The organism is Pseudomonas sp. QC2 (assembly GCF_002859085.1).
GTDB classification, from domain to species: domain Bacteria; phylum Pseudomonadota; class Gammaproteobacteria; order Pseudomonadales; family Pseudomonadaceae; genus Aquipseudomonas; species Aquipseudomonas petroselini.
The window spans coordinates 1-17,413 of record NZ_PKKS01000006.1 but is presented as its reverse complement, the minus strand read 5'-3'; the positions used below and the strand labels follow the sequence as shown (position 1 = coordinate 17,413).

The following is a 17,413-nucleotide window of genomic DNA, read 5'->3' as shown; positions in this document are numbered from 1 at the left end:
CTCTATGAAGCATCAGGAATAACCCCATGCCAACACCTTCCAAGGGGCTTCATGTCCCATTTATCAAGAGCCGCCTGCCTGACTGGACGCGGCATTTGCACGGCGCTCACCTGCAGGCCATGACCAGGGCGCGTGATCCCGCCCAACGGTTTATCAAGGCCCACCCGGCCGTTTTCGCCCAGGCCTCCTCGGTGCTGCGTCAAGGGTTGCTCGACAGCCAGATGCAAAGCAGCACCTCAAGCCAGCAATTGGCCAAGACCCTCAAGGATTTCCAAGGCATCACCGAATTCTGCAAGCCGCTGCTGGCGCAGGCCTTGCGCAACACATTCGGGCAAGCGCCTGATCCGGTGGCAACCCATCTGTTTCATCTGCGCGCGCCGAACATCGTCGACCAGCAATCGCTGTTACAAGCAGCACTGCGCAACTTCGAGGCCGATGAGCCCTTTGACGAAGTCTCCCTGCAGGAGACCAGCGCACTCGCCCCCGAGGGCTCGCTGGAGATGCACCTCTATGACGAGACCAGGACTTACCCGTTCGGCAAAACCCGCTACAGCATTCGCGATAAGTTATCGATCAAACCCGCGGCGTTCGCCAGCCTGTGCCGGGAACTGGACCTGGGCAGGCAATACCAGGAGCACCTGAGCCAGGTGTTCGAGGCGCCGGACAACGCTGCCACCGTACGCCAACACACGATCATGGCAAACAAGGACCGCTTGCGCGTGCAGGCCCACATTGCGCGGATGACGTCGGCCATTGATGAAGCGGCCTTTACCCTGCTGTTGGCGGTGTTGGAGGGCAAGGGCCAAGCCAAGCTTGATGGCAAGCCGGTCGCGTTCAGTCGCTTGGAGGTGTTGGGTTCAGCATTGAGCGATGTGCTGATAATCGGGGCAAGCTCCCGCCGAACCAGAGCGCTCCTCAACAACCCCTGGCTTAATCTATTACCCGGCAGTGGTCTGGTCCAAGAGTCGACACCTCCCGAGACGCGCTTCATTGTGTATATCCCCGGGGATCCGGTCAGTCCCGTCAAGGAATACGCCACGGTCAGCGAATTCTCCAAGGACCTGGCGATCAAGCTGCGATCTCCCCAGTATCAGCATTTTTTCTCAGGCTTTGTGCCTCAGGATGAATCGGTACAGTTTTTCCGCCGGCTCAAAAGCCAACTCAAGGTCTATCGCTGGAACCCGCACCCGGTCTACCCGGGCTCCTCTTACAACCCCGGCGCCTATGCCGGCGGGATTTATGAGGAAGTCTGGAACGAAGCGCTGAACCTGGGGATGGAGGAGGACTTCATCGACGGTGAAGTGTTCGACGCGCGTTATGACTTTCATCTCGCCAGGATAAAATCCAACGCCAAATTGCTGGCCATACCGACCGCCGATGTTGACCACAAGGCCTGGATCGAGCGGCTCAAGCACTACGCCGAATGGGGCTTCAACGTACTCAACGTGGCGGCGTTCTTTGTGCCTGGGTTGGGTGAGGTGATGCTGGCTGTCACGGCTGTGCAACTGAGCTACGAGGTGTACCAAGGCGTGCAGTCGTGGCGGCATGGCGACGCCGAGGAGGCGTGGGCGCACCTTAAGTCGGTGATGGCGAACGTCGCCTTCATGGCGGCATTGGGCGCGGTGGCGGGTAAAGCGCCGCCCATCGTGCCGTCGAGGTTCGTCAATGGCATGACCAAGGTCGCACTGCCGTTCGGCAAGCTGCGCTTGTGGCATCCAGACCTGGCGACCTACAAAAGCAGCGTCTCCCTTGAGGGCCTCACCCCCAATGCCTTGGGGCAATTTGAAGTGGGGGGCAAGACTTACGTCAATATTGACGGCAACGTCTATGAAAAGACCTTCGACCCAACACTCGACCAGTGGGCAATCAAGCATCCGACCGACGCGGATGCCTACCAGCCGATGCTGCAGCACAACGGTCACGGCGCCTGGCGCCACACCTTGGAACGTCCGCTGGAATGGAACCGCACCGCGTTGTTGCGGCGAACAGGGCCGCACATGGAGCGTTTTTCCGATGCGCAACTGGAGCAGATCGCCGATGCCAGTGGGGTCAGTGACGATGAGCTGCGAGCGTTACACGTCGATCACCACGCACCGCCGCCGGTGTTGTCGGAGATGGTCCGGGTGTTTGAAGTGGATCAGCAAGCAGACGAGGTGATCGGGCAGATTCGCCAAGGCGCGTGCCTGGAGGGCCATTGCCAATTCATGGTGCCGCTGGCCGTGGAAATGCCGAGCTGGCCGGCTGAAGAAGTCGTCGAGGTATTTAACGGTCCTGGGCTGGCGGGGGACTCGCAGCGATTTGGTTCGGTTTCGGCGCCCAGCCATACAAGGCCGACCATCAAGATCACCCAGGCCGAAGTCGATGCCGGGAAGCTGCCGGAACGCGTATTGGCAGGCCTCGACGAAGCGCGCACCCGGCAACTGTTGGGCAGCGAAAGTGCGAAAGAAGGCGTAGATCGAACGCAGCTGTTCAGGGACCGTTTGGCCGACCGGGCTCAGCTCAGAAAACAGGCCTTGGTAAAAAACCTGATGAGTCGACAAGCCTCTCCCGATGTCGATACCCAGGCACTTCAGCGCAGTTTCCCATCCTTGTCGCCGGAAGCGGCGGGGCAGGTACTGGGCGGTGCGAATGCCGAGGAGTTGAGCCAGCTCCGCAGCACCGGTCGCATTCCCCTGCGGCTGGCAAAAGAAATTCGTGTTCACCTGCATCAAGGCAGTTTGAGTCGGGCGCTAGCCGGTTTGTACCTGGAGAGCATGGCGTCGTCGGCCAGTGACCGGTTGGCGCTGCACACCCTGGAACGCTTGCCAGGCTGGTCGGCGGACATCCGCGTCGAAGTGCGTGCCCGCGGCCTTAAAGGGCCGCTGGTAGACAGCATTGGCCGCGAGCAGGCGCCGACGCGCTTTTATTTGCTCTGGAACGAGGACGCCTTCCGTGCCTTCGATAGCGAAGGGCGTGCGTTGAACAGTGTGCCCAAGGCCGGCCGGAATCTGTTCGAATCGCTGGTGGAGGTGCTGCCCGATACCTTGCGCGATGCATTGCCGGGTCATCCGGGCGAGGCGTTACACAAACAGGTGACTGACTATGCACGCAGCCACCGCGATGACATGTCCCGCATCCTCAAGCGCGAACCGCTCAAGGGCGGGGCCGGGCGGTTGGTACGTACAGCCTCTGGCCGGATTGGCTACGCTGCCAGCGGTGATGTCGCGGGCTTTGCCGATGAGCCGCTGATCGCCAGGGTGCGCAGTGTTTATCCTAATGTGTCTGATGAACAGGCCTTGCAGTTCATCAGGGAGCGCATGAGTGCGGGTGACTCCGAACAGCAGGTTTTCCACCTGTTGGAAAACCGCCGCCGGGAGTTTGTTGAGCTCTGCAGGGTGCTGCTGAGCTGGGCCCATGCTGACGCACAAGGGGCTCCGGGGCTGCGCAGAAATTTTTATGCCGCGCAGATCCTCCGGTGCTGGCGAAACGGCTTGCGGCGCGGGCAGGCGCCGGTTTTCGAGCTTGATCTACTGGGCGCAGAAGCGTTGCCGCAGTGGGCGGCCGACTTCTCGCATGTGCGCAAGCTGCGGATAAACAGCACCCAACTCCTCGACGGCACGTTGAGGCAAGCGTTTCCCGCGCTGGAAAGCCTCGATCTTCAACTCGTTGCTGCGGACATGCCCGCCCTGGCGGGTGAGTTGTCCACGCTGGACACCCTCACCGAGCTAAAGCTGGAGGCCGCAGAGTACTCGCCAGACCTGGTGCAAGCGCTGCAGGGGATGACTCAACTGAAGAAGTTACACCTGACCGGTCAACTTCCAGCCTTGGATTACAGTGTGTTGACGAACTTGCGGGACTTGACCCTGGCGGGGCCGTCGAATCAATGGCCGACGGGGCTTCTCGCGCATGCAGACTTGGCGTCGTTGGACCTGTCAGGCCTGGATATCCCCTCGCTGCCCGATGCGCTGTTCAGTGGGCACGAGGCGTTATGGCGCAGCCTGCGCTTGAACTGGGGGGCGCTGGAGCCACGTGCCTTCAGGCGGGCGTTTGACTACGTGCACGAAAACCCGGCTCATCTGGTGGATGAGTCGCAGATGGTCACGCAGTACTGTCTCCAGCGCCTTCGCACGTTGAATAGTCAGGACCGAGGGATGGCAGGCAACGCCTTGCAAGCGTTCAAGCAGGACGGACTGGCGGGGCGCGCGCTGCTGGATCATGTCGAGGCATTGCTTGAGCGCTATCGCGTCACGGACGAGGCGTTGGTGACGTGGCAGGAGTCGCCCGTGCGCGTCGATGGCGGGGAAATGTTCGTCAGACAACGTCGGGTGCTGGCCGATAGGATTCGCAAATGTCGGCGTGATGCGCTGGCTGCCCGGTATGGGTCGCGCGAGCCGGTGGCTGGCCCGTCTCGTATCGGTGCGCAGACACTGCGCACAGTGTTGGACCGTGAGTACTCGGGTCTGGGGCGCGAGCCGTTGAACGAGGTATTGGACCTGACGAACTATGGCGCGCCAGGTGATCTGCCGGCGCTGGGGGATGAGGTATTTCCCCAGATCCGTCACTTGATCCTGTCGGATGCAAAGCTATCCGCAACGCAGGTCGATGACTTCCTGCGCAGCTTTCCTGAGCTGCGGGTGCTCAACCTGAGTGGCAATAAACTGACGGAGCTGCCACGGGCCCTTGAGACGTTGGGGCAACTGAGCGAACTGAATCTGGCGGGGAATGAACTGACGATCACCGCGTCAATGCAGGCGCGGTTGAACCGGCTGACCTCCTTGCAGAGGCTCGACCTATCGAGGAACCGAGTCGGCAACCTGACCGTCAGCTCGCTCAGGGACCTGGTGTCGCTGAACCTGGGGCAGACCCAGGTTCGGGCCTGGCCGGAGGGTGTGCTAACCCTGCCAAAGCTGGGTTTTCTGGATTTGAGTCACAGCGCTATTACGGAGATTCCCGATGCTGCGCTGGTTGGCCACGATGTCCTGCTGGCGGGTACCTCGTTGCGGGGTTGCCGGTTGAGCCCGCAAGCGATGAGCAAGGTGCAGACGTTCGCTAACCACACCGCGCCTGGGTCGCCCTTGGCAACGATGTATGCCAGGCCATTCGGCATTGAGCGCACTGTGTTGGCCGCAGGGAGAACTGGGGGTGATCCGATGTATTTCCCGATAGAGGCCTCGGAGCAACCGGACTTGTTGTTGCCGCTGCCGCTGGACGCTGCGGGTGGGGGAGCCCTGACATCGGCCGAACAGCTGCAACGCCTGGATCCGCAGTTGAGCGCGGCGCAAGCCATTGAACGAATAGATGCCTGGCTGGGGCAGGGCGTGGGTGCCACGCAAATTGAAACAGCGCTGCGCCAGTGGCAGCAACAGCAGGCGCACATGATCGAGCGCTTTAATGCCTGGATCGACACGCCTGCTGTTCGCACCCGCATCGGGTGGGTGAACGCGGTTGACCGCCGCCGCGCCGCTGACCAGCTTCTGGCGTGCTGGCGCGAAACACTGCGCGAGGTGCATGCCCCGCAGGACATCCCTAGCGACTATGCGCTGGATTTGAGCGGCTTGATCCTTGGCGACGTGCCAGCACTGCCGGTCACGCTCAACCATGTCGGTGCGCTGGACCTGAGCAACGTCAGGCTAACGAGCGCTTCGGACGAGTTTTTGCGCGCATTTCCACGATTGAACAGCCTGACGTTGAATGGCAACGGGCTGGGCGCATTGCCGGAGGCGGTAACGCAGTGTGAACGCCTTGTTCGGTTGGGCGCCAGCCAGAACGGTTTTCTCGACGCAGAACGGTTGCAGCGCCAGTTGCGTGCTTTGCCCCTGTTGCAGGTGCTGGACCTGGAAGGCAATCGTCTGCCTGACTTTGATGTCACCGGCCTTGACCGGTTGCAAAGCCTTAATCTGAGTGGCAACCGACTTAGCGATTGGCCGGTGGGCGTGCTGCAGTCACCCCAACTGACTCGCCTGGACTTGCGGAGTAATTTGGAAATACAGCGGATTCCGCTCGAGGCCTTTCTGCCCGAGCATGCCGGTTTGATGGCGGGCACGGACTTGTCCGATAACCTGTTGCTGGAGGAGGAGCTGATACGCTTGCGTGAATACGAGCGCGAAACCGGGCGAGGGCTTGGGTTTACCACGCAGGAAATTGACCAAATGATCGCGGGGTACGGGCCAGAAGCCGACGACGAGCACTTTGACGCTCACCCTGATCTCGAGACGCCTGAGGCGCAAAAAGCCCGATGGTTCGACGGCGTGGCCGCCGACTCGGAAAAGCACCAGATATGGCGCGAAGTGTTGGCCCAGGACACCACGCAGGATTTCTCGAACATGTTGGCGCAACTTCAGCACACCAGTGATTTTCAGCAGGACCGCGTCAGGCTGACAGAGCGGGTTTGGGACGTTCTGGAGGCTGCGCACAGCGACCCGGCGTTGAGCGAACGCCTGATGCTCATTGCACGGACCTCAAGGAATAAGGCGACCTGTGGTGATGGTCGAATACTGTTGTTCAACGATGTGGAAGTCGGGGTCTATGAGTTCAATGCCCTGCGTCGCATGGATCCCTCCGATAAGGGCCGCACGTTACTGAAGCTTTCCAGGCGTCTGTTTCGCCTGGGGGAGGTTGAGGCGCTGGCGAGAAAGCGCATTCAGCGCTTCCCTGGCACGGACCCGGCGGAGATCCGCCTGGCGTATCGAACCGGGTTGGCGCAACGCCTGGATCTCCCAACGCAGCCCTCTACCATGCTCTACCGCGGCGTGTCAGGGGTACAGGCTGCTGACCTGGACGTGGCCTACGCCAGCGTGATGGCCGAGGAACAGACCCCGGCGTTTATCGAGCAACTGATCACGCGTGACTACTGGAAAAGTTATCTGCAGGAAAAATACCCAACCGAGTTCGCTAAGGTGCAACAGACGCTGGCCGACCAATCGGAGACTCTGGAAGAGCAGTATCCTGACATCAATCCAGCGTATCTCGAGCAAGTCGATGCGTTGCAAAAAGCCAATGAGGTTGAGCTACGCGGGTTGAGAAGAGAACTCTCCACCCGCGAAATCGCCGAACTGGGCAACTAGCCCGGCAAGCGCCTGGCTGATCAGTTGTCATACCCAAGGTTCGGTGCCAGCCACCGCTCGCTCACGCTCAGGTCCTGGCCTTTGCGGGCGGTGTAGCTCGCCACCTGGTCCTTGTCGACCTTGCCCACGGCAAAGTACTGCGCCTGTGGGTGGGCGAAGTACCAGCCACTGACCGCCGCTGCCGGGAACATTGCGTAGTGCTCGGTGAGGAACACGCCGCTGCGGCCCGCCTGCATTTCGCGGGCTTCAGGGTCCAGCAGTTGAAACAGCTGGGCTTTCTCGGTGTGGTCCGGGCACGCCGGGTAGCCGGGCGCAGGGCGGATACCGCTGTACTGCTCCTTGATCAGCGCCTCGTTATCCAGTTGCTCGTCCTTGGCGTAGCCCCAGTGCTCTTTACGCACTTGCTGGTGCAGCCACTCGGCGCAGGCTTCGGCCAGACGGTCGGCCAGGGCCTTGACCATGATCGAGTTGTAGTCGTCGCCAGCGTCCTGATATGCCTTGGCCACCTCTTCGGCGCCGATGCCGGCGGTGGTGATGAAACCACCGATGTAGTCGGTCACACCGCTGTCTTTTGGTGCTACGAAGTCAGCCAGGGAGAAGTTCGGCTTGCCGTCGGTCTTGATGATTTGCTGGCGCAGGTGGTGCAGCTTGGCAATCGGCTGGCCATCGTCACCGTAGACTTCCAGGTCATCGTCCTGCACCTGGTTGGTCGGCCAGAAGCCGAACACGGCGCGGGCGCTGATGAGTTTTTCGTCAATCAGCTTGTTGAGCATTTCCTGGGCGTCGGCATACAGCGCGGTAGCGGCTTCGCCGACCACTTCGTCTTCGAGGATGCGCGGGAATTTACCGGCCAGGTCCCAGGAGATGAAGAACGGCGTCCAGTCGATGTATTCGGCCAGTACCTTGAGATCGATATTGTCCAGCACCTTGGCGCCGGTAAACGTCGGCACCACCGGGGTATAGGTGCTCCAGTCGAACTGCGGCTTCTTGGCGATGGCCGCCGGGTAGCTCAGGCGCTCAGTCCGCGCGCTGCGGTTGGACGTCCGTTCACGCACGTCGATGTATTCCAGGCGGGTCTTCTCGACAAAGCCGGCCTTGAGTTCCTTGGACAGCAGCTGCGTCGCCACACCCACGGCGCGCGAGGCGTCGGTGACGTAGATCACTGCATCGTTGCTGTACTTGGGCTCGATCTTCACCGCCGTGTGCGCCTTGGAGGTGGTGGCGCCACCGATCATCAGCGGCAGGTGGAAGTCCTGGCGCTGCATCTCGCGGGCCACATGCACCATTTCGTCCAGGGACGGCGTAATCAGGCCGGACAGGCCGATGATGTCGCACTTCTGCTCCTTGGCCACCTGCAGGATCTTCTCTGCGGGCACCATCACGCCCAGGTCGACGATGTCATAACCGTTGCAACCGAGCACCACGCCGACGATGTTCTTGCCGATGTCGTGCACGTCGCCTTTCACGGTGGCCATGAGGATCTTGCCCTTGGCTTCCGGCTTGTCGCCTTTTTCCAGCTCGATGAACGGGATCAAGTGGGCCACGGCCTGTTTCATCACGCGGGCGGATTTCACCACCTGGGGCAAGAACATTTTGCCGGCGCCGAACAGGTCGCCGACGATGTTCATGCCGGACATCAGCGGGCCTTCGATCACCTCAATCGGACGCGCGAACGACTGCCGTGACTCCTCGGTGTCTTCAACAATGTGGGTGGTGATGCCCTTGACCAGCGCATGTTCCAGGCGCTTGTTCACTGGCCAGCCACGCCATTCCTCAGTCTCGGCTTCCTTGACGCTGCCGTCGCCTTTGTACTTGTCGGCAATGGCGAGGAGGGCATCGGTGCCTTCCGGGGTACGGTTGAGCACCACGTCTTCCACCGCATCGCGCAGTTCGGCCGGGATCTGGTCATAGATCTCCAGTTGGCCGGCGTTGACGATGCCCATGGTCAGGCCGTTGCGGATTGCGTACAGCAGGAACACCGAGTGGATCGCCTCGCGCACCGGGTTGTTGCCACGGAACGAGAACGACACGTTGGACACGCCGCCGGAGGTCAGCGCATACGGCAATTCGTCACGAATATAGGCGCAGGCATTGATGAAATCGACCGCGTAGTTGTTGTGCTCTTCGATACCGGTGGCGACCGCGAAGATGTTCGGGTCGAAGATGATGTCTTCCGGCGGGAAGCCGACTTCATTCACCAGGATGTCGTAGGAGCGTTTGCAGATCTCTTTCTTGCGCGCTTCGGTGTCGGCCTGGCCGGCTTCGTCGAACGCCATCACCACCACGGCGGCGCCGTAGCGCTTGCACAGCTTGGCATGGTGAATGAACTGCTCGACGCCTTCCTTCATGCTGATGGAGTTGACGATGCCCTTGCCCTGGATGCACTTGAGGCCGGCTTCGATCACTTCCCATTTGGAGGAGTCGATCATGATCGGGACGCGGGAGATGTCCGGCTCGCCGGCAATCAGATTGAGGAAGGTCACCATGGCCTTCTTCGAATCAAGCATGCCCTCGTCCATGTTGATGTCGATCACCTGGGCGCCGGCTTCCACCTGCTGCAGGGCGACTTCGAGGGCTTCGGTGTAGTTGTCTTCACGGATCAGGCGGGCAAAGCGCGCGGAGCCGGTGATGTTGGTGCGCTCGCCGACGTTGACGAACAACGAGCTGCGATCAATGGTGAACGGCTCCAGGCCCGACAGGCGGCAGGCCTTGGGAATGTCCGGGATCACACGCGGCGCATACCCGGCCACGGCCTTGGCGATGGCCTCGATGTGGCCCGGCGTGGTGCCGCAGCAGCCGCCGACGATGTTGAGGAAGCCGCTCTGGGCGAATTCTTCGATGACCTTGGCGGTTTCCGACGGCAATTCATCGTACTCGCCGAATTCGTTCGGCAGGCCGGCGTTCGGGTGTGTGGAAACGTGGGTGCTGGCCTTGTTCGACAACTCTTCCAGGTACGGACGCAGTTCGCTGGCGCCCAAGGCGCAGTTCAGGCCCACCGAAATCGGCTTGGCATGGGCCACGGAGTTCCAGAACGCTTCGGTGGTCTGGCCCGACAGGGTACGGCCGGAGGCGTCGGTGATGGTGCCGGAGATCATGATCGGCAGTTCGATATTCAATGTTTCGAACACGCCTTGCACGGCGAAGATCGCAGCCTTGGCGTTGAGGGTGTCGAAGATGGTCTCGATCAGGATCAGGTCGGCGCCGCCTTCGATCAGGCCTTGGGTGGCCTCGGTGTAGTTTTCCACCAGTTCATCGAAGGTCACGTTGCGGTAGCCGGGGTTGTTCACGTCCGGTGACAACGAGCAGGTGCGGCTGGTCGGGCCGAGCACGCCGGCGACGAAGCGCGGCTTGGCCGGGTTCTCGAGGGTCTTGGCGTCGGCGATCTTGCGCGCCAGGCGTGCGCCTTCTACGTTCAGTTCGTAGGCCAGTTCTTCCATGCCGTAGTCGGCCATGGAAATGCGGGTGGCGTTGAAGGTGTTGGTTTCGAGGATGTCGGCACCGGCATCCAGGTAGGCTTTTTCGATACCCCCGATCACGTCCGGACGGGTGATCACCAGCAGGTCGTTGTTACCCTTGACGTCGCTTGGCCAGTCGGCGAAGCGTTTGCCACGGTAATCCTGCTCCTCCAGCTTGTAGCTCTGGATCATCGTGCCCATACCGCCGTCGAGGATCAGGATACGTTCCTTGAGGGCTTGATGAAGGGCTTGCAGACGAACGCTACGATCGGACATGGGACTACTCTGGTCAGGCATTACGGAGGGCGTGGATCATAGCAAACCTGTGCCGATTTGCGGCATGTCCAGGTTTTGCATGAATATCGTTCAAGTTGGTGGCCTGTCGACATCGGTAGAATCACGGCAATTTTTCAGCGCACGCATTGAATCGGGACCGGATACATGTCACTTCGCCTCATCACCAGCGCCGTCCTGGCACTGGTCGCCTGCATTGCGCAGGCCGACGGACCCGCCCCGGCGATTTCGTACACCCGCGATATTCAACCGATTTTTACCGAGAAATGCGTGGCCTGCCATGCCTGCTACGACTCCGCCTGCCAACTCAACCTGGGCAGTGCCGAGGGGGCGGTGCGCGGAGCGAGCAAAATGCCGGTCTACGATGGCGAACGCAGCCAGGCCGCCCCGACCACCCGGTTGTTCTATGACGCCTTTGGCAAGCAAGCCTGGCAGCAGAAGGGCTTCTACTCGGTGCTGGACGCCCAGGGCAGCCAGGCCGCCTTGATGGCGCGCATGCTGGAGTTGGGCCATAACGCCCCGCTGGCGCCCAATGCCAAGCTGCCGGATGACATCGTGCTGGGCCTGAACCGCGAAAATCTGTGCGCCATGCCCGGCGAGTTCAATGCCTACGCCGGTGCCCATCCCAAGGAAGGCATGCCGCTGGCGGTCACCGGCCTGACCGACCAGCAATACCAGACCCTGCAACGCTGGCTGGCTTCCGGCGCGCCGATTGATGAGCAAGGCCTGGCGCCAAGCGCCAAGGAAGCCCTGCAGGTGCAACAGTGGGAGAACCTGTTCAACCAGCCCGGGGCCCGCGAAAGCCTCGTGGCGCGCTGGTTGTTCGAGCATTTGTTCCTCGCCCATATCTACTTTGAGAACGGCGAGCCGGGGCATTTCTTCCAGTGGGTGCGTTCGCGCACGCCGAGCGGTCAACCGATCGACCTGATTGCCACCCGACGCCCTAATGATGACCCCGGCACCCGTGTGTATTACCGCCTGTGGCCGGTGCAGGGCGTGATCGTGCATAAAACCCACATCACGTACCCGTTCAGTGCCGAGAAGATGGCGCGCATCAAGGCGTTGTTCTACGCCGATAACTGGCAGGTCAACGCCTTGCCGGGCTACGGCCCTGGCCGGCGCGCCAACCCGTTCGAAACCTTCGAAGCCATCCCGGCCAAGGCGCGCTACCAGTTCATGCTGGATAACGCCGAATACTTCGTACGCACCTTTATTCGCGGGCCGGTGTGCCGTGGGCAGATCGCCACGGACGTGATCCGCGACAACTTCTGGACGCTGTTCCAGGACCCGGACCACGACCTGTACATCACTGATGCGCGCTATCGCGGCCAGGCCACGCCATTGCTGGCCATGCCTGGGCAGAACGATGACGTCGGCAGTGTACTCAGCCTATGGCTGGCCTACCGTGACAAACGCAATGAGTACGAGGCCCTGCGCCGTGACAGCTACGCCGACCTGCCGCCGCCGAGTTGGTCGAGCCTGTGGGCGGGCAATGACAATGCCTTGCTGAGCATCTTCCGCCACTTCGACAGTGCCTCGGTGACCAAAGGCCTGATCGGCGAAGTGCCGCAGACGATGTGGCTGTTCGACTACCCGCTGCTGGAGCGTACGTATTACCAGTTGGCGGTAAATTTCGATGTGTTCGGCAATGTGTCGCACCAGGCCCAGACGCGGTTGTACTTCGACTTGATCCGCAATGGCGCTGAGCAGAACTTCCTGCGCCTGATGCCGGCTGATTCCCGTGATGGCTTTATGGATGACTGGTACCAGAACAGCGGGAAGCTCAAGTTGTGGCTGGATTACGAGGCAATTGATGACGATAAGCCCACCGGCTTGCATCTGGATGAAAAAGACCCGAAGCGCGATTTTGCCAAGCAGTTGCTTAGCCGTTATGGCGATTTGAACGCCAGTCCGGATCCGATCAACCGTTGCAGGGGGGCGTATTGTTCCCGGGACGGTGTTGATCCGGCCTTACAGGATGCGGAGCAGGCGCTTAGCCGCTTGACGTCGCGCCCGGCCGCCGGGCTCAAGGTTATCGACCAACTGCCCGAGGCCACGATGCTGCGTGTCGAGACGGCCGGCGGCAAGCGCGTGGTCTACAGCATGCTGCGCAACCGGGCCCACAGTAACGTGGCGTTTCTGCTGGGGGAGGCGTATCGCTACCAACCGGGCCTGGACACGTTGACCCTCTATCCGGGCGTGCTCAGCAGCTACCCGAACTTCATGTTCAACATTCCGGCTCAGGAAGTGCCGGAGTTTGTTGCGCAGATGGAGCAGGCTCACGATGCCAAGCGGTTTGAGAAGATTGTGGATCGGTGGGGTGTGCGGCGTAGTCATCCGTTTTTTTGGCAATATTTCCATGATTTGTCGCGGTACATCCGTGAGACCACGCCGGTGGAAGAGGGGGTGTTGGATATGAATCGGTATGAGAATTTGTGAGGGTGCAGGGGCATATCCGTTATTTGAAAAGTAACCAAAGGCTCTTGCCCCAACGCTCGGTGTGCCCGTAATCGACATTGATCTGGGCGGCTAAGATCAAAAGCGCGGCGGCATTGAAGCCGAGCGGTGTTGTGTGTGCCGTACTCGGTTAAAAGTGTGGGAGGGGGGCTTGCCGCCGATAGCAGTGGGACAGCTATAGAGGCATCAACTGACACACCGTCATCGGCAGCAAGCCCCCTCCCACAGTTTGATCTCCATGCATCAGGTGGATATCAGCCTGCTTTTGATCTTAGGCGCCCGTTAAACACAAATAACAGCTAGGCACACCCATCAAAAAACCCACTATCCCGACAAAAACACTAGGACTTTGTACCTGCGTAATATTTTGGCGTAAACTGCCGGCAAGCCTGTGAGGAGTTTCCATGACTGCCATAACCATTACCGACGCCGCCCACGATTACCTGGCTGACCTGCTGTCCAAGCAGAACACCCCAGGTATCGGCATCCGCGTCTTTATCACCCAGCCCGGCACCCAATACGCTGAAACGTGCATTGCCTACTGCAAGCCAGGGGAAGAGAAACCTGAAGACACCGCCCTGGGGCTCAAAAGCTTCACCGCGTACATCGACGCCTTCAGCGAAGCCTTCCTCGACGACGCCGTGGTCGACTACGCCACCGACCGTATGGGTGGCCAGTTGACCATCAAGGCGCCAAACGCCAAGGTGCCGAACGTCAACGCCGACAGCCCGGTCAACGAGCGCATCAACTACTACCTGCAAACCGAGATCAACCCTGGGCTGGCCAGCCATGGGGGTCAGGTCAGCCTGATCGACGTGGTCGATGACGGTATCGCCGTGCTCAAATTCGGTGGCGGCTGCCAGGGCTGCGGTCAGGCGGATGTGACCTTGCGTGAAGGCATCGAGCGCACCTTGCTCGAGCGTATTCCGGAGCTCAAGGGGGTCCGTGACGTGACCGACCACACGCAGAAAGAAAACGCCTACTACTGAGTAAGGTGTTCACTGCGGACAGAAAAAACGGCGCCCCGTGAGCGCCGTTTTTTATGCTTAAAATTCAATGGCTTGCGTTAACTATCTAATAAAAAAGATTAATTGTTGGGGCAAGCCTGCTCTTGCATTTTTATTTTAATTTATTCATTTAAATCAGCTGGTTGCGATTAAAAGTGCATGTTGATTGTCATGGTCGGTACAAATGCGCATGCCCGGCCCGGTACAGCGACGACTCGCTGAAACTGTCACTTGCCAACACCTGGCCCACCACGATCAGCGCCGTGCGCCGAAACCCTTTCGCCGCCACCTTCCCGGCAATGTCACTCAGCGTGCCCACCGCCCAATCCTGGTCCGGCCAAGTCGCCCGGTGCACCACCGCAATCGGGCAATCGGCGCCATAGTGTGGCAACAGTTCGGCAACGATCTTTTCCAGGTGGTTGACCCCCAGGTGAATCGCCATGGTGGTGCCATGTCGCGCCAGGCTGTCGAAGTCTTCACCGGCGGGCATCGTGGTTTTATCGGCGTAGCGGGTCAGGATCACGCTCTGGGCGATGTCGGGCAGGGTCAGTTCCGTTTCCAACAACGCCGCACACGCGGCGACTGCGGTCACGCCGGGGATGATCTGGAACGGGATACCCCACTCGCGCAAATGGCGGATCTGTTCGCCAATCGCCCCATACAGGCTCGGGTCGCCGGAGTGCACGCGGGCGACGTCCTGGCCTTTGGCATGGGCAGTCTTGATCAGGTCGATGATCTGTTCCAGATGCAGTTCGGCGCTGTTGACCACGGTTTCTGCCTGATGGCCTTCCAGCACGGCAGCGGGTACCAGCGAGCCGGCATAGATGATCACCGGGCAACTGCGGATCAGCCGCTGGCCTTTGACGGTGATCAATTCCGGGTCGCCGGGGCCTGCGCCGATGAAGTAGACGGTCATGGTGATTCCTGTCGAAAAACGGGCGAGCATGAATATTGTTCATGATCGGGAAGGGCGATTATCGGGATTTCAGCCGGCGCAAGCCAATGCAAAGGTGGCCTGCGCGGTTTTTTTGCGCGTGATCAGCAGGCGGGCAGGGGCGTCAGCAAGGTGTTCGGCGAGTGCTAGGGCGGCGCTTTCGGCGATGCCGTAACAGCCGGTATGGGCAAAGGCGATCGCGGATTTGTGGCTCAGGCGGTCTGCGAAAGGCACCAGTTGTTCTGCGCTGAAACAACGCAGCGGCAGGTTCAGGGCCGCGGCCAGTGCCAGTAGCCCCGATTCATCCTGTTTGCGCGCGATACTGGCCAGTGCGGTGATGCGCTGGCGCTCGATACCGCCCTCGGCGAGGGCGGCATCAAACAGGCCCAGCAGGGTATGAACATCACAGCCGCGCTGGCAGCCCAGGCCGACCACCAGGGTCATGCGGAGTATTGATCGTCGCGGTTGCGGCGGAACAGCCAGGCGCTGATCAGGCCCAAGGCCAGCCAGAACGCGACGTTGGTCAACTGCGAAGCGATCTTGAACTGTGCTTCCAGGGCTTGCGGTGCCAGCATCGAATGCACCTCAGGCTGCGGCGCGCCGATTACGTGCGGCACTGCAAGGATCGCCACGCCCAGCACTTTCAGCAACCCGTTGCGACCGAACACGATCAAAGCGATACCTGCAGCGGTAGAGGCGGCGGTGCCGATCCACCAGGTCTGGCGCAGCGCCAGGTCGGCGGCGGCGGTGCCTGGCAGCTCGGGCGGCAGGCCCATTGTCGGCGCCAGTACAAAGGTTGCATAACCGGCCAGGCCCCAGAGCAGGCCTTGAGCCGTGCGGGTCGGTGCGCGCAGGGTGTACAGGCCGGCCAGCATCAGGGCGAAACCGACGGCGACCACCAGGTTGCCGCCCGTGGTGGACAGCACGCGCTGCCAGCCATCTTCCGGCTCCCAGGCTTCGGCGTCGTGGGTATGCGCGGCAGCACCGGCAGCGTGTTCATGCGTCACTTCAGTGACGGCTGGGGCCTTTTCAAAGGTTTCCGCCTGCAGAATCAGCGGGGCGACCCAGAAGCTTTGCAGCAGGGTGAGCAGCAGGGCGGCCAGGAGACCGGTGAAACCTGCGGTTTGCGCAATACGCTTGATCATGTCGGCAGGTCTCAGTGGCACGGGAACGCGGCGCTGTGGCGGGTATCGTGGGCGGCGTTGTGCACGGCCTCGATGTGCGAGAAACCGGCGAAGTACACCAGGCATGCGCCGAGGATCGACGCGCCGATGGCGGCGGTCAGGCGTTGGCTCAACGTAGAGGTGCTGCTGGCGGAGTGCGAGGTGCTGCTGATGATCGACATGGCGCGTCCCTTTCAGGTGTCAGGGTGAAACGAGCGCATGAAAACCCCGTGAGCCAGGCACGCAGAGTTCTGAACAGCGCCCGCCCACCGCGGGTTTGTTATCTGATTTTTTCGGGCCGGTCTCCGGGCTTGCGAGGGGCTCAATGCCTGAAAACGTCGCCTTCCCATGCCGGCTGGCACAGTGGATATGACGTTTCGCTCGCTTACCGTTGCGGGGGCAGCACCGGACTGTCATGCGTGTGTGCATGAGTCACCGGTTTCCCGTTTCACCCTTTGCAGGGCACCCGAAACAAGATGTGTAGGAGAGCATGGGGGTGGGAGGGGAGTCAATTGGGGATGTGGGTACATATCCGTTATTTGGGTAACGGCGGCTTATGGTTCCGCCCTTACGGCGGGTCACTTTCGAAAAGCGCGAAAGTAACCAAAGCGCTCTTGCCCCAACACTCGGCACCTCGCTTAGGCTCGGTGTGCCCGAACGCAGGCTTGAATCCGTGGGCCGCCGCCACGCGCCATCCATGGCGCGGGGCGGCTAACCCGGCGTCCTGCCGGGTTACCCACGGATTCAAGCCTGCGTTCGGCCAGCGTGTTTGACGGGGCGCCTGAGATCAAGATCAAGATCAAAAGCAAGAGCACGGCGGCCTAGTAGCCGACCTGAGTGGTTGGATCAAAAGCAGGTACGTGTAAGAGCTGGCTTGCTCTCGATGGCGGTGTGTCAGCTGATGCAGTTGTGGCTGTCACACTGCAATCGGGGGCAAGCTGAACTGGTCAAGTAATCTTGGACACCGATTACGGTTCACGCCGCCAACCTTTCCTTCACGACCGGCGACCTGTAGTCGTTATAGCTGTGAGGCCTGCTGATGTTGTAGCGCGAGACATAG

The 17,413-nt window shown here is 60.8% G+C and carries 8 protein-coding genes and 1 riboswitch; of the genes, 3 read left to right on the top strand and 5 right to left on the bottom strand.

Going from position 1 to position 17,413, the window contains the following annotated elements:
- Window positions 1-26 precede the first annotated feature (26 nt).
- Complete coding sequence (locus tag QCBJ_RS05900) at window positions 27-7,043, top strand: NEL-type E3 ubiquitin ligase domain-containing protein (protein ID WP_102060298.1); 7,017 nt, start codon at window positions 27-29, stop codon at window positions 7,041-7,043.
- Window positions 7,044-7,063: 20 nt separating this feature from the next.
- Here the strand turns inward: QCBJ_RS05900 and metH are convergent, their stop codons facing one another.
- Window positions 7,064-10,774 carry a methionine synthase gene (metH, locus tag QCBJ_RS05895; protein WP_102060297.1) on the bottom strand — a complete coding sequence of 1,237 codons (3,711 nt, stop codon included), beginning with the start codon at window positions 10,772-10,774 and terminating at the stop codon, window positions 7,064-7,066.
- A gap of 165 nt (window positions 10,775-10,939) precedes the next feature.
- On the opposite strand from metH, the gene QCBJ_RS05890 reads away from it, so the two are divergent.
- Window positions 10,940-13,231: a fatty acid cis/trans isomerase gene (locus QCBJ_RS05890; RefSeq protein ID WP_102060296.1), complete on the top strand. Its 2,292-nt coding sequence runs from the start codon at window positions 10,940-10,942 to the stop codon at window positions 13,229-13,231.
- 422 nt (window positions 13,232-13,653) lie between these two features.
- Window positions 13,654-14,238, top strand: coding sequence for a Fe-S biogenesis protein NfuA (nfuA, locus tag QCBJ_RS05885; RefSeq protein ID WP_003190728.1), 585 nt, complete (start codon window positions 13,654-13,656; stop codon window positions 14,236-14,238).
- A gap of 187 nt (window positions 14,239-14,425) precedes the next feature.
- Here the strand turns inward: nfuA and cobM are convergent, their stop codons facing one another.
- The 4 genes from cobM to QCBJ_RS05865 all read right to left on the bottom strand — a co-directional run bounded on the left by cobM (window position 14,426) and on the right by QCBJ_RS05865 (window position 16,535).
- Window positions 14,426-15,172 (bottom strand): precorrin-4 C(11)-methyltransferase, encoded by a 747-nt coding sequence (gene cobM / locus QCBJ_RS05880; protein ID WP_102060295.1) that lies wholly within the window; start codon window positions 15,170-15,172, stop codon window positions 14,426-14,428.
- A gap of 69 nt (window positions 15,173-15,241) precedes the next feature.
- Window positions 15,242-15,634, bottom strand: coding sequence for a cobalamin biosynthesis protein (locus QCBJ_RS05875; RefSeq protein ID WP_102060294.1), 393 nt, complete (start codon window positions 15,632-15,634; stop codon window positions 15,242-15,244).
- On the bottom strand, window positions 15,631-16,335 hold the full coding sequence (locus QCBJ_RS05870) for a CbtA family protein (protein ID WP_043205253.1): 705 nt from the start codon (window positions 16,333-16,335) through the stop codon (window positions 15,631-15,633). Before QCBJ_RS05870 ends, QCBJ_RS05875 begins: the two co-directional genes overlap by 4 nt.
- Before the next feature lie 11 nt (window positions 16,336-16,346).
- Window positions 16,347-16,535: a CbtB-domain containing protein gene (locus QCBJ_RS05865; protein WP_012723860.1), complete on the bottom strand. Its 189-nt coding sequence runs from the start codon at window positions 16,533-16,535 to the stop codon at window positions 16,347-16,349.
- Between the two features lie 96 nt (window positions 16,536-16,631).
- A riboswitch (cobalamin riboswitch) is annotated at window positions 16,632-16,838 on the bottom strand.
- Window positions 16,839-17,413 lie beyond the last annotated feature (575 nt).

Coding starts and splice junctions, on each gene's coding strand:
- QCBJ_RS05900 (WP_102060298.1), top strand. CDS start 27: ATGCCAACACCTTCCAAGGGGCTTCATGTCCCATTTATCAAGAGCCGC.
- metH (WP_102060297.1), bottom strand. CDS start 10,774: ATGTCCGATCGTAGCGTTCGTCTGCAAGCCCTTCATCAAGCCCTCAAG.
- QCBJ_RS05890 (WP_102060296.1), top strand. CDS start 10,940: ATGTCACTTCGCCTCATCACCAGCGCCGTCCTGGCACTGGTCGCCTGC.
- nfuA (WP_003190728.1), top strand. CDS start 13,654: ATGACTGCCATAACCATTACCGACGCCGCCCACGATTACCTGGCTGAC.
- cobM (WP_102060295.1), bottom strand. CDS start 15,172: ATGACCGTCTACTTCATCGGCGCAGGCCCCGGCGACCCGGAATTGATC.
- QCBJ_RS05875 (WP_102060294.1), bottom strand. CDS start 15,634: ATGACCCTGGTGGTCGGCCTGGGCTGCCAGCGCGGCTGTGATGTTCAT.
- QCBJ_RS05870 (WP_043205253.1), bottom strand. CDS start 16,335: ATGATCAAGCGTATTGCGCAAACCGCAGGTTTCACCGGTCTCCTGGCC.
- QCBJ_RS05865 (WP_012723860.1), bottom strand. CDS start 16,535: ATGTCGATCATCAGCAGCACCTCGCACTCCGCCAGCAGCACCTCTACG.